We start from the raw sequence: 12,074 nt of genomic DNA, 5'->3' as shown, positions 1-12,074 counted from the left end.
TATGAAAAAGAATAAAATATCTTTCGAAACAAGATTCTGGGCAGGCTTTAAAACGGGAAACCCATTCAGCGCATTGGAAGAGGCTCTTGATTTTGCCCATCTTGATTATTATAAACAGAACCTAACCCAAGCGGTTCTCCACTGTTATAAGGGTAAAGTATACAAGCAGGAAACTCCCTGCAACGTTTTTGTTTTTTATACTGCTGTGTGTTCGTTTGTCAGGATCTGCTACTGGATGCTGGATAAAAGCAAAAAATGGAAAGTGAAAGAATCAACCCGTTCTGAAACGGTATTTCATCTCTCTTCCCTGACCAAAGAAGAATACGACAATCCTTATCGGGCGATTCAAAATGCATTTGAAGAGAAAACACTGCAGGAGTTTGAATTCTTCTTGAGCGAAATCACGGAGCTTTCGTTATCTCCTTTCGGTTCAGATCCCGACTCTGATATAACCACTCCATATATCCACCTGATAAAACTGCTGGATGCAGGAGAGCTTATCAATGAAAGAGGCATTGAAAAAATAAAAAAAAATAAAGGTTCTAAAGAGAATGCAGAATGCTGATCACTTCATTATGAGATATCCGATTAACTAATAAATATATTGTTATGAAAAAAAATAAAGTCAAATTGAATAATCTGGTAGAAAATCCGGAGCATTATTTTGTAATGCTCAAGCCTGCATCAAAAATGCGGAACGATATACACAATCTGGAAATAAATGTTCAAGGATATTCAGATCTGTTCTGTATGATTATGGATCTGCTCAAAGCAGGAATGCTGGCATTAGACGGAATGGAAGTTGGTGCCAATAACAGTCCGAGGCATGTGGAAAGATACGTTTACAGCCTGCTGAGGATAATAGAAATGCTGATTCCTCTGGAAGAGGGTGATCTGCTGGACATCCTCCACAGGAAATATCTAAAGCAGAATAAAAAAAGCAGTGCGGACTGATTTTTCCGTTATTAATTTAAAAAAAACGCCGACTTCGGAGGCGTTTTCCAGCCCCGCAGGGCAAGTTGTTTTGAGATGCTGAATTCATTTCAAGCATCTCAAAACACAACTTGCAGTTGTCTGGCGACAACATTTTTTAGAATGGGTTTTAATGGAAAGGGCTTGATGCCCTTTTTTTGTTGTCAGATTTAAAAATTTATTATAAATGCAGGCAATAATGGACTATACAATACAGACTAAAAATACCGAAGGTTTTAAAATAAAGCCGAAGATATGGTGAAAATTGACTTATATATGCATGCAGAGATGTCTTCGAGTGTTCATGCATTCATGTCTTCATGTAACCATGCAGGCAGGTGTGCATGTATGCAGGTTTGCATTCATGCCTGCAAGCCTGCAAGCCTGCACGCAGTCATGAAATCAAGCCTGTGATTATGTACGCAGATCTGCGGCTGTTCAGAAATTCATCACTAAATTTTAGAAAAATTAATGATAACAATGTACCCAGGTTCCTGCTTTAATATTAAATATAACCGAGTAAGTCGATTTAATATTAAGGTATAATTTCCTGAGCAGTGTGATTATCTTTTATTATCTGTATATGTGTAAGTTATAATTCTTAAATTCACGTGAGAATAGTATCTGAAATTAAGAAATGAAATGTAAAACTTACGATAGAAATTTCAAAGTGAAAGCAATTCAGTTGGGGTCAGAATTGGGCGTGAGAAAAGCTTCAAGAGAACTCGGGATAGAGCCATCGCATATAAGCAGATGGCGAAGAGAGTTTCTTAAATATGGAGAGGCAAGTTTTTGCGGAACTGGAAAGTCGAGACTTACTCCCGAAGAAAAACTATTTTCTGAAAAACAACGAAAACTAAAAATCGAGCTTAAAGAATCATTGCTGAAAATTGAGATTTTTAAAAATGGGCATCAATATGTTTCTCAAGGCAGGCTGATGACTTATCATTTTATTGAAAATAATGTAGAAAAGTATACACTCAAAAAAATATGCAAAGTTTTTGGAGTCAGCAGAAATGCATATATCAGATGGAAAAGTCAGGTGCTTTCTCCGACAGAAAGCAGAACAAATTTATTAAAGAAAGAAATAACTTCGATCTTTTTTGAATACAAAAAAATATATGGCAGCAGGAGAATTGCTGCAGAATTACGAAGCCGGGGATTTACGATTTCGGCACGGCAGGTTTGCAGTCATATGAAAGAACTGGGTCTGGTCAGCAGGCTGAGAGGAACTTATAAGGCCAAAAATGTTTCGCGTTATAATCCTTATATTTTTCCTAATATTTTAGATCAGCAATTCACGGTTGAAGAACCTTCGAAAACTTGGATTTCAGGAATAAGCCGCATCCAAACGACGGAAGGACTTTTGTTTTTAACTATTATTATGGATTTGTTTGACAGGAAAATTATAGGCTGGAGCTTGAGCAATGGATTGACGGTCGGAGAAACCGCAATGCCAGCTTGGGCAATGGCCGTTAAAAACAGGAAAACAAAAGCAGGTCTGCTATTTCATTCTGACAGGTCAGCTCAATACGCAAACAAGCTGTTTACCCGTAAATTAAACTCCTATAAGTTCATTAGACGAAGCATGAATCGAAAAGGAAATCATTCTGACAATTCTGTGTGCGAAAGCTATTTTGCTTCCCTTAAATCTAAACTGGCCGATTTAAATGTGCTTTTAACTACAGAACAGATGGCAGGGAAAATATCTGAATATCTTAAAGAAAATTAAGAATAAAGAAATATTGTGCGATAAATTATAAAACTTCAAGCTATGAGACACTATGAACGTACTTTCAAAGAGAATGCAGTCAAGTTAAGTTATGAGCGGGGAAAAGGGCAGATTGCAGGTTTTGCAAGAGAGATGGGAATAGTCCCTGATTACCTGTACAAATGGAGACAAGACTTTGAAAAATATGGAACAGGCAGTTTCTGCGGATGCGGCCATCCAAGAATGACCCCTGAACAAGCCGTCATTACCAGTCTGGAAAAAAAAATCAAAGATTCAAAAATTACGCTGGAAATTTTAAAAAAAGGAACCAGATATGTTTCGCAGGGAAAAATAATGACTAAACAGTTCATTGAAAACAATAAATCACAATATTCGATTCGAAAAATATGTGCCGTGTTAGAAGTATCGGAAACGACATATTATAGAAGAAAAAAGCAGGAGATTACAGATACAGAGGCTAGAGTAATTTTATTAAAACAAGAAATTGCATCCATATTTTATGAATTTGAAAAAAGCTATGGAGGCACTAAAATTACAAGGGAACTTCAAAGCAGAGGATTTAAAATAAAAAGCTCTTCAGTAAAATTTTATATGAGAATGCTGGGTTTGCGCAGTATAGCTAAAAGAAATTATAAAGTGACAACTGACTCATATCATAATAACTATGTAGTCCCAAATGTTTTAAATCGAGAATTCCGGGTTAGTGAGCCTGCTGTGGCTTGGGTTTCAGACATTACATATATACAGACAACCAAAGGCTTTTTATATCTTACTATTGTTATGGATTTATTTGACAGGAAAATCATAGGATGGAGTCTAAGCACCAAAATGAGCACTAAAGCAACAATTTTACCTGCATGGAATATGGCAGCTGCAAACAGAAAAATTACTAAAAATTTAATCTTCCATTCTGATAGAGGTGTTCAATACGCCAACAAAATTTTCACCAGCAAATTAGAATCTTATAAGTGTGTAACACGCAGTATGAGCCGTAAACAAAATCATAATGATAATTCTGTGTCAGAAAGCTTTTTCGGGTCTTTTAAAAGGGAATTGATTAATCGCAACAAACTTCTTCCGAGAAAACAGATGAGAGCTGAGGTACAGGAATACATTGAAAATTGGTATAACAAAAAGAGAAGACATTCATTTTTAGGCTACAAAACCATCGAAGAATTTGATAAAATAAATTTAAGATAATTTATAGCCTCATTATAGGCTGGAAATTAGTAAGGATAAAAATATTTTTTCAAAGAAAAAGAAAAATAGAAAAAAGAAAAAGAAAGCTATTTCATAGGACGGGATGCAGACAGGCCAAAAGGAAACGGAATAAGTCCCGAAGGGTGTTTTGAGAGGAACGAGCAAAACATTATGCCGTAGTCTTTTGGACAGGCTGAGGCTTCCCGTCATACCTTCGGTTTCTTTTTTTTATTTCTGTTTAAAAAATATCAAGTAAAAAGAATCTCGTGTTTGGTAAATTTAGAGGCAGGATTAAATCCAATGATATGGTTTATCCTTTCGGTTGATATAGCAGTACATTTCTTCCTTTTTGAGTTCGGGAAAGAATTTTAAAGCACGGTCAATGGCATAATTGGGAAGGAAATAGATTTCATCACGAATAGCTTTTATAACTTTTTCATGACCATAAAAGCGTACTATCTCATCCATTTCATACTGCCCTCCACGCTCTATGATACGTGCGATAATAGTTTTGTAGGCTTTCTTAAAGTCCATAGCATCTATATCGAAATCCCAAAAAAAGACCCGATCCAAATTTGGAACGCCATTATTTTTTTTAACTGCTGCCATATAGTAAAAGTACGATTTTTAAGCTTCTTATTCAAATTTTATCTCCTAAATCCGCGTCTTTTATTGGGTGGAGGGACTTGATTTTTTGGCTCGGAAAAATTAAAAGAAGGATTGAAAACTGCTTTTTTAAGACGCTGGGTCATTTTGTTCCAATTGGTTTGCTTTCCTTTGAGCAGTTTGACTTTTTCTTCCATGTCTATATTTTCATGATGGAGTAATGAATGAGAAGCGAGTGCGGGATTACCATTGTATTTATTCTGGTATGCATCCAAGTAGGTTCTAAGTGGATGATGTTCCAAAAGAAAATACATATCCACAAAATCTTTTATTCTTGTGCCATTTTGAAAAATAGCATGCAGTTTCATAGCACCTATATCGCGTAAAGACGCAAGTCTGATTCCCTCTTCGGTTTGAATAGGCTCCTGCCATGGATATTTATGGGCTAGAATGTCTACCTTGACCTGACCAATATTTAAAAGCATTGTATTGTCAAATAAATCCCTGATTGTGACAGGATGCTTACTGCTTAAATGAGCAAGCATAGTCTGAACATTAAAATCTTGTGTAGAGAACAGGTCTAAATCCACACTTAACCGATGTCCTATCATCAGGCTTAATGCAGTTCCTCCTACAAGATTAAAATCCTTCAGTTTTTCATCTTTCATAAGCATTTGGAGCAGTTCCCACATCTTGGGAGTAACAGTTTCTTTGTAGAGCATAATATTATGTTTTCGGAAAATTTAATTCTGAAAACTGTCTGCTTCTTAAGAGTGTCTGCCGGTGGCTTTATTTGGCTGAGGATGTCCAATTATTAAGATTAAAGACCGTATTTAGAGGTAGTACGCCAAATGCTTCCAAATAATTCCACATAATTCCAAATCCGGTTTTAACTGTCAGTTATAAGATATATTGGGCTTAAGCAATACCATTAAACTGAAGCCATGGAAAATGAAAAGAAAAATAACCCGCACAAAGGAGGCAGGCCTTCCAAAACAGATCCTGCCGTTCACCGATATTCCATCAGCCTTACTGCAGAAGAAAATGCCCGTTTCCTAACTCTTTTTGAAACGTCAGGAATGCACGTAATGGCGCATTTTATTACCGCCTGCGTATTTCAGAAGGGAGTTAAAATAGTCAGGATCGATAAAGCCGCAATGGACTACTATATGCGCCTGACCTCTCTTTACAGCCAGTTTAGAGCTGTCGGGATAAATTACAATCAGGCCGTAAAGCTTTTATACCACAAATTTTCCGAAAAGAAAGCTTCGGCATATCTGTACAAACTCGAAAAGCAGACAATAGAATTGGCTGTTTTATCTAAAAAGATAATACAGCTCACAGAGGAATTTGAAGAAAAGCATATAAAAAAAAGTATTGATATGACAGGGAAATTCTAAGAATAGCATATTTATGCTAGTGTTGATTCATATACAATGTATGAAACATGATTTTTAGCGTACCCTATATAAAGAATTGATAAGATACATCGGTAAGATTTTATTAATTGCTGTTTATCAGATGAATGGCTATATACTGTCACAGCTTTAATCTATACAATCATAAAGTGTTAGCCTGACTTTTTTATTTTGAAGATTAGGGTTTTAAAAGATAAAGAGTACCAGTGACACTATTATTGAAATGACTTTAAGCATGCATTTTTTATTAATTAAAATAAGTAATGATGTGTAAATAGTAAAGATCTTGAAAATGATCTTTTGCAGTTTACTGCAGGAGGTGAAAGATAGTAAATAAATTATTAAAAGGAGAATGATGGCAGATAGAACTCTGAAAAAGCCACAGGCTGAAAGTCGGGATATAAGACTCGAACAAAAAGAAAGCAATTTTTGCGATCAGAAACAAAAAGCTGAAAAATTAACTATTGAAGAATTAAGAAGCTGTAGAGGTTTTGAAACAGTATCAGAATCGGAGGGACAGGAAGTAATTGAAAGTCTGTTTCGGTTAGCAGTAATAGTTTATAATTTTTAAACTAAATTATGAGTATTGAATGCATTTATAAGTGGCTCTAAAGAATCACAAGAAAAGATTTTGTAAAATTATTGGAATAATGTAAATCAAAATCTCAATTTACTTTATATTACTTACCATCCATCAGTTTTTGGATATCGTCATAGCGGTAATACATAAGCCCGCCAATTTTATTGTAGGGCAGAGTGCCGTTTAATCTAAGATTCTGAAGCGTTCCAGCCGAAATATTTAGAAGTTTACGCACCTCATAACTTTTAAGCCATACGCGGGTTTCCTCGCCTTTTTTGCGAGGGTATTGTTGATATCGCTTGATCTCTTCCAGTAATTCTTTTTTAAACTTTTCAAGGTCATCTCTTGTAATAAGATCTACATTCATAATACTCATATTTACATTACTCTGTCATTACAATAAGGTTATTGGCTTCAGAGCATACAAAATAAAAGTATTGTAGCATTAGGGAGAACAAATGTGTTCTATTTGGCAGGCTTTTGCTCTTTTTTTCTGTTAAAGAAGTTGTTAATACAAAAGTAGATTTTACATAATCAAAGCTTAAAAAAATCTTCTCCAAATCAAATTAGATTAAACCAATAAAAAAAAGGCAGTCATTAATTTCAGACTGCCTTTGTAAAAATTCGAAAGCTTTCAATCATCTAATAAAAGATTAGACATCCGCTGTTTAAGCTTGCACATATCCTCGCTGAGTTTTTGTTCAACCACCTTAGCATAGATTTGAGTGGTGCGAATGCTTGTATGTCCCAGCATTTTAGATACACTCTCAATTGGTACGCCGTTACTAAGAGTAACGGTCGTTGCAAAAGTATGTCGAGCAATATGAAAGGTTAGTGTTTTAGTTATACCACTAATATCAGCGATCTCTTTAAGATATCCGTTCATTCGCTGGTTTGAAATTACTGGAAATACCGTGCCGTTATTCAGTGCCCGTGGATCATCACGGTATTTTTCCATTAAATCTGTCGCCTGAGGAAGTAAAGGTACATTTACTCCTGTGTCTGTTTTTGCTCTGCATGTAGATATCCATAGACCACCGTCTATACCTGTAACAATCTTGCTTGGGGTTAGTTCAGCGAGTTCAATATAAGAAAGACCTGTATAACAGCTGAACAGAAACATATCCCGAACATTTCTCAGCCTTTCGATAGTAAATTCTTTATCTATCAGCGATGCAAGTTCTTTACCATTCAATGAATGCCGTTCTACTTTGTCAAAATGTTTTTTGAAGCTGGCAAAAGGATCTTTAGCAAGCCAATCCAGCTTGACAGCCATATTTATCATTTTTCGTAGCCTTTCGATATGCTTCATGATGCCGTTGTTATTAAGTGGCTTCTGGTGGTCCTTTGGAACATAATTAAATAGATAACGTTCAAAATCCAGAATAAATTTGTGCTTAAGCTGCGAAAGGGCAATATCGTTTCTGTAGAGTTTTTCCCTCAAGAATGTTTTTATATACCGCTGGGTGGTATGGTAATTCTTCATGGTTCCCGGAGCAAGTTTATGCATCTGCTGTTCATTATGATATTCCATCAGTGCCATTAGAGTTGGAGATTTGCTGTCCGTGCCCATTACCCGGTCGCGTATCGCAGGGCCGTCTATAGCATCATCATTCAGTAGCATCTGCTGATAGGTATTTATGATTTTTGCCTTGAACTGGTTAAGAAAAATGTTGAGTTCAGTAATTTCTTTGCGGTTTCCCTTAGCCATGCCTTTTCTTTCATCCCATTCGGTTGCCTTAACGGAACGCTTGACTGAAATCTCAGTCCGTCTTCCATTTACCGTTACTCGGGCACAGATAGGAGCCGAACCTTGGATCGTGGTTTTTTGGGTCTTTAGGTAAAAGAGTACTCCGAATGTAATTCCTGCTGTTTTCATATCTCAAAAATTTAATGTTTCATATCAATTGCACATTAAATGGGTCTTAAGAAAGCTGGGTTTTATTTTGAAAAACTGCTTAATTCGAGAAGCATAAAATGTTAAAATTTCACCACAATTGACTGATTTTTAAAGCATTAAAATGATTTTTGGGACCTGCAAGGTAAAAAAAGAAAATGGTAGCCGAATAGGTCCCATTTTCTTTGATATAACTTGAATATTTTGGAGTTGAATAAAAAGAAAAACCCCTTAAATCATACGATTTAAGGGGTTTTGAATGCCTTTGAAGGTCTTCTGGTCGGGGTGGCAGGATTCGAACCTGCGGCCTTCCCGCTTTAAGGCGGGACGCTATAACCGTTCTTCGCTACAATTGACAATCAAAACTTATATCTTGAAGATATCTTTTTGCACCTCGTTTTTTTATTTTGTTTTCTAAAGTTACTGCTTCAGATCTTGAATTTAGTTGAATCGTATATATAATTTTCCATGGAATGCCATTCTTTGTAGATAATGACTGCCCGCTATTATGTCTTTTAAGTCTGTCGTTGATATCATTTGTTTGACCTATATAAAACTTTTTTTTTGTAATGCTATAAAGAATGTAAACGAAAAACATAAATAATAAATTAAAGACAATAAAAAAGCCGAACATTTCTGTTCGGCTTTTGTCGGGGTGGCAGGATTCGAACCTGCGGCCTCCTGCTCCCAAAGCAGGCGCGATAACCGGGCTACGCTACACCCCGAAGATGTATTAGTATACTGCCCGAAAGCGGATGCAAATATAGTAATAAATTTTGTTTACAAAAGGAAAAATTGAAAATAAATAAAACTTATTTTGAGATAGCTATTTCAGATTTATTTTAGGCGTTATTTTTTATAATAAAGTTTACATTTGCATCACAAAAAAACAATACACATTATGTCAGATACAATCGAAAAAATTAAATGCCTTATTATAGGTTCTGGCCCTGCAGGTTATACTGCAGCAATTTATGCAGCCAGAGCAAACATGAATCCGGTTTTATATCAAGGTATGCAGCCAGGAGGTCAGTTAACCACAACTAATGAAGTAGAAAATTTTCCGGGTTATGTTGATGGTGTTACAGGACCAGAAATGATGGTTCAGCTGCAGGAACAAGCAAAACGTTTTGGTGCTGATATCCGTGACGGATGGGCTACAAAAGTTGATTTCTCAGGAGATATTCATAAAGTTTGGATTAATGATTCAATCGAACTGCACTGCGAAACAGTAATTATTTCTACAGGAGCATCGGCTAAATATTTAGGATTACCATCAGAACAACACTATTTAAATATGGGTGGAGGAGTTTCTGCCTGTGCAGTTTGCGACGGTTTCTTCTACAGAAATCAGGAAGTAGTAATTGTAGGAGCTGGAGATTCTGCTTGTGAAGAAGCACATTACCTATCTAAACTTTGTAAAAAAGTTACCATGCTGGTAAGAAGCGATAAATTCAGAGCTTCTAAAATTATGGAAGAGCGTGTTCGTAAAACAGAAAATATCGAGATTTTAATGAATCACGATACTTTAGAAGTTCTGGGTGATAATAATGTAGTACATGCTATTAAAGCATTGAACAAAACTACAGGAGAAACAATCGAAATTCCTGCAACAGGATTTTTCGTGGCAATTGGGCACAAACCAAATACTGATATCTTCAAAGATTATATTACTCTTGACGAAACTGGATATATCATTAATACTCCGGGAACATCTAAAACAAATGTTGATGGTGTTTTCGTAGCTGGAGATGCTGCAGATCATGTTTACCGTCAGGCAATTACTGCTGCTGGTACAGGCTGTATGGCTGCTCTTGATGCTGAACGTTATTTAGCTTCTAAAGAATAAGTTTTTTAGTTTCAGGTTTCAGGTTTTTCTTTGTTTCAAGTTTGCCTATATCTGTAAAACAGTAATAAAAAATCCCGTTCTAAATTTTTTGGAACGGGATTTTATTTTTTTATGATTAACGTTTCTAATTTCAACTTGAAACCTGAAACAAAGAAAACCTGAAACCTATTTTATCTTCTTAATCAATTTAGCTTCTTCAGAAAAGCGTGTTAATTCGATTTTTGGGTTTCCAAATAAAGATAATTCGGCTTTATCGCTAACTGCAATAGAAACAGTGGTTTCGGCTAAAATACTTCCAACAGAATTACTTTCTGCTGTTACGTTAGCGTCTTTAAGAGTAAATTTTGTTCCGGTAAAAACCGAATTATTATCTAAACGAATGGTAGCTTTTTCTGCAATTCCTTCAATCGCAGCGCTTGCTTTTTGGTACAAATCACATTTGAATTTAATGGCAGAAACCAAAGTTTTAATTGATGCATTTTTGCTCAATTGTAAATTTCCGTCGTCAGCTTTTAAGTTTAATTCTGTTTTTGATTTATCATCAGCAATTAAACTGAACTTTTTTGAGTTTACATTCAAATACAGTCTTGAGTAATCAAGGCTGTTGAAAGTAATATCATCCAGCTGTACTTCCTGAATAGCATAAACTTTTGAATCATTTTTAGAAATAACTTTATTTAAAGTACCTGTGTAGGTAACTTTTACAGCAAGTTTTTTGAAAATTGTACTTTCTTTTGCAGTGTATAAACGAAGTGTTTTTTCTCTTAAATCCATTGCGATAATCTCATGAAGATTATCATCAGCTTCAATTTTAATTTCGTTTTTTTCGCCTTTTTCAAGGTAAACTTCCAAATTGTCATCCACTTCAAGTGCATCGAAACTTCCAACTTCTTTAACTGATGTAGTTACAACTTTTGACCCTTTTACTTTTTCTCTTTTTTGAGCAAAGGTTAATGTAGTAACCAAAAGCAGCAGGAATAGGGCAGTATTTTTTTTCATTAATTCTAGATTTGATTTTGACAAATATAAAAAAATCATCCACTTTAGATGAATGATTTCTTTTATATTTAACACTAAAAAATATTAGCTCTGACTTACACTTCCTCCTGAGCTTGCACTCTTTTCGATAGTTTTAGGAACATTATTATAGTTAATGTTTCCGCCGCTGCTAGCCTGAGCTTTTAAACTCAAAATTGGATGAACACTTATTACAGATCCGCTTGAAGCTTCGGCATCAATATCGTTAGCCTGTAATTTACCTGCGTCGATAGAAGATCCGCTTGAAGCTGAAGTCTGTACTTTTAAAGCTTTTCCTTTAATGCCAATTGAGCTTCCGCTGCTTGAATTACAAGAAATATTATCAGACTCTACATCTACATTCATCGATGCGGCACTTGAAGTTTCAAGCTCAATACTTTCACCCTGAATTGTATTTTTACTTAAAACACTTGCTGCACTCGAAGCTTCGATTTTGCCAATTTTAGGCATTTTTACCGTTACCTTTTTCTGAGTGATATTGCGGAATGAAGAGAATTTGCATTCAATAATCAAAGTTCCGTTTTCAACTTTTGTAATAATTTCTTTTTGCAGATTATCATCAGCTTCAACTGTAATATCTACTGAGTCTGATTGTTCTACAACTAAATCTATAGCATTGCTTACTTCGATGTTTTTAAAATCTCCCTGAACAATTCTTTTCTCGGTTGTTACATTGCCGCTTCCTTCAATAGTGTTCATGTTAAAGTTGCATGAAGCAAATAGTAATGCAGTAATAGTGGCAATAATAAATTTCGTAATATGAATGATTATTTTGATCATGG

13 protein-coding genes and 1 tRNA gene are annotated in these 12,074 nt (G+C 35.3%); 7 read left to right on the top strand and 7 right to left on the bottom strand.

Annotated elements, in window-relative coordinates; genetic code table 11:
* The first annotated feature begins 1 nt into the window (after position 1).
* From ABDW27_RS08225 to ABDW27_RS08210, 4 genes are all read left to right on the top strand, one after another.
* Positions 2-565 (top strand): hypothetical protein, encoded by a 564-nt coding sequence (locus ABDW27_RS08225; protein WP_343695456.1) that lies wholly within the window; start codon positions 2-4, stop codon positions 563-565.
* 44 nt (positions 566-609) lie between these two features.
* Complete coding sequence (locus tag ABDW27_RS08220; protein WP_343695455.1) at positions 610-954, top strand: hypothetical protein; 345 nt, start codon at positions 610-612, stop codon at positions 952-954.
* Between the two features lie 655 nt (positions 955-1,609).
* Positions 1,610-2,704 (top strand): IS3 family transposase, encoded by a 1,095-nt coding sequence (locus ABDW27_RS08215; protein WP_343695454.1) that lies wholly within the window; start codon positions 1,610-1,612, stop codon positions 2,702-2,704.
* A 27-nt stretch (positions 2,705-2,731) separates the two neighbouring features.
* On the top strand, positions 2,732-3,904 hold the full coding sequence (locus ABDW27_RS08210) for an IS3 family transposase (protein WP_343695717.1): 1,173 nt from the start codon (positions 2,732-2,734) through the stop codon (positions 3,902-3,904).
* A 291-nt stretch (positions 3,905-4,195) separates the two neighbouring features.
* On the opposite strand, the gene ABDW27_RS08205 is transcribed toward ABDW27_RS08210, so the two are convergent.
* Together ABDW27_RS08205 and ABDW27_RS08200 are read right to left on the bottom strand one after the other, a co-directional pair.
* Complete coding sequence (locus ABDW27_RS08205) at positions 4,196-4,513, bottom strand: hypothetical protein (protein WP_343695453.1); 318 nt, start codon at positions 4,511-4,513, stop codon at positions 4,196-4,198.
* Between the two features lie 38 nt (positions 4,514-4,551).
* Positions 4,552-5,232, bottom strand: coding sequence for a nucleotidyl transferase AbiEii/AbiGii toxin family protein (locus ABDW27_RS08200; protein WP_343695452.1), 681 nt, complete (start codon positions 5,230-5,232; stop codon positions 4,552-4,554).
* A 222-nt stretch (positions 5,233-5,454) separates the two neighbouring features.
* Between ABDW27_RS08200 and mobA the strand changes: the two genes are divergently transcribed.
* The gene (mobA, locus tag ABDW27_RS08195) at positions 5,455-5,910 is read left to right on the top strand and encodes a conjugal transfer protein MobA (protein WP_343695451.1); all 456 of its coding nucleotides are present in this window, start codon (positions 5,455-5,457) and stop codon (positions 5,908-5,910) included.
* A 373-nt stretch (positions 5,911-6,283) separates the two neighbouring features.
* Positions 6,284-6,499, top strand: coding sequence for a hypothetical protein (locus ABDW27_RS08190; protein ID WP_343695450.1), 216 nt, complete (start codon positions 6,284-6,286; stop codon positions 6,497-6,499).
* A gap of 109 nt (positions 6,500-6,608) precedes the next feature.
* On the opposite strand, the gene ABDW27_RS08185 is transcribed toward ABDW27_RS08190, so the two are convergent.
* The 3 genes from ABDW27_RS08185 to ABDW27_RS08175 all read right to left on the bottom strand — a co-directional run bounded on the left by ABDW27_RS08185 (position 6,609) and on the right by ABDW27_RS08175 (position 9,130).
* Positions 6,609-6,875, bottom strand: a complete 267-nt coding sequence (locus tag ABDW27_RS08185) for a helix-turn-helix domain-containing protein (RefSeq protein ID WP_343695449.1) — start codon at positions 6,873-6,875, stop codon at positions 6,609-6,611.
* A gap of 267 nt (positions 6,876-7,142) precedes the next feature.
* Complete coding sequence (locus ABDW27_RS08180; RefSeq protein WP_343695448.1) at positions 7,143-8,387, bottom strand: site-specific integrase; 1,245 nt, start codon at positions 8,385-8,387, stop codon at positions 7,143-7,145.
* Between the two features lie 668 nt (positions 8,388-9,055).
* Positions 9,056-9,130: transfer RNA gene (locus ABDW27_RS08175), tRNA-Pro, on the bottom strand.
* A gap of 176 nt (positions 9,131-9,306) precedes the next feature.
* Here ABDW27_RS08175 and trxB point away from each other — a divergent pair.
* Positions 9,307-10,254, top strand: coding sequence for a thioredoxin-disulfide reductase (gene trxB, locus ABDW27_RS08170; RefSeq protein WP_343695447.1), 948 nt, complete (start codon positions 9,307-9,309; stop codon positions 10,252-10,254).
* 165 nt (positions 10,255-10,419) lie between these two features.
* Here the strand turns inward: trxB and ABDW27_RS08165 are convergent, their stop codons facing one another.
* Together ABDW27_RS08165 and ABDW27_RS08160 are read right to left on the bottom strand one after the other, a co-directional pair.
* Complete coding sequence (locus ABDW27_RS08165; protein ID WP_343695446.1) at positions 10,420-11,253, bottom strand: DUF2807 domain-containing protein; 834 nt, start codon at positions 11,251-11,253, stop codon at positions 10,420-10,422.
* An 84-nt stretch (positions 11,254-11,337) separates the two neighbouring features.
* The gene (locus ABDW27_RS08160) at positions 11,338-12,072 is read right to left on the bottom strand and encodes a head GIN domain-containing protein (protein WP_343695445.1); all 735 of its coding nucleotides are present in this window, start codon (positions 12,070-12,072) and stop codon (positions 11,338-11,340) included.
* Between the last annotated feature and the right edge of the window lie 2 nt (positions 12,073-12,074).

It is taken from the genome of Flavobacterium sp. (genome assembly GCF_039595935.1).
Classification (GTDB): domain Bacteria; phylum Bacteroidota; class Bacteroidia; order Flavobacteriales; family Flavobacteriaceae; genus Flavobacterium.
This window is presented reverse-complemented; position numbering and strand designations above follow the sequence as displayed.

Bases quoted from the DNA above. Each gene is read 5' to 3' on its own strand.
- ABDW27_RS08220 (WP_343695455.1), top strand. From the start codon at position 610: ATGAAAAAAAATAAAGTCAAATTGAATAATCTGGTAGAAAATCCGGAG.
- ABDW27_RS08205 (WP_343695453.1), bottom strand. From the start codon at position 4,513: ATGGCAGCAGTTAAAAAAAATAATGGCGTTCCAAATTTGGATCGGGTC.
- ABDW27_RS08185 (WP_343695449.1), bottom strand. From the start codon at position 6,875: ATGAATGTAGATCTTATTACAAGAGATGACCTTGAAAAGTTTAAAAAA.
- mobA (WP_343695451.1), top strand. From the start codon at position 5,455: ATGGAAAATGAAAAGAAAAATAACCCGCACAAAGGAGGCAGGCCTTCC.
- ABDW27_RS08165 (WP_343695446.1), bottom strand. From the start codon at position 11,253: ATGAAAAAAAATACTGCCCTATTCCTGCTGCTTTTGGTTACTACATTA.
- ABDW27_RS08190 (WP_343695450.1), top strand. From the start codon at position 6,284: ATGGCAGATAGAACTCTGAAAAAGCCACAGGCTGAAAGTCGGGATATA.
- ABDW27_RS08225 (WP_343695456.1), top strand. From the start codon at position 2: ATGAAAAAGAATAAAATATCTTTCGAAACAAGATTCTGGGCAGGCTTT.
- ABDW27_RS08180 (WP_343695448.1), bottom strand. From the start codon at position 8,387: ATGAAAACAGCAGGAATTACATTCGGAGTACTCTTTTACCTAAAGACC.
- ABDW27_RS08215 (WP_343695454.1), top strand. From the start codon at position 1,610: ATGAAATGTAAAACTTACGATAGAAATTTCAAAGTGAAAGCAATTCAG.
- ABDW27_RS08200 (WP_343695452.1), bottom strand. From the start codon at position 5,232: ATGCTCTACAAAGAAACTGTTACTCCCAAGATGTGGGAACTGCTCCAA.
- ABDW27_RS08160 (WP_343695445.1), bottom strand. From the start codon at position 12,072: ATGATCAAAATAATCATTCATATTACGAAATTTATTATTGCCACTATT.
- trxB (WP_343695447.1), top strand. From the start codon at position 9,307: ATGTCAGATACAATCGAAAAAATTAAATGCCTTATTATAGGTTCTGGC.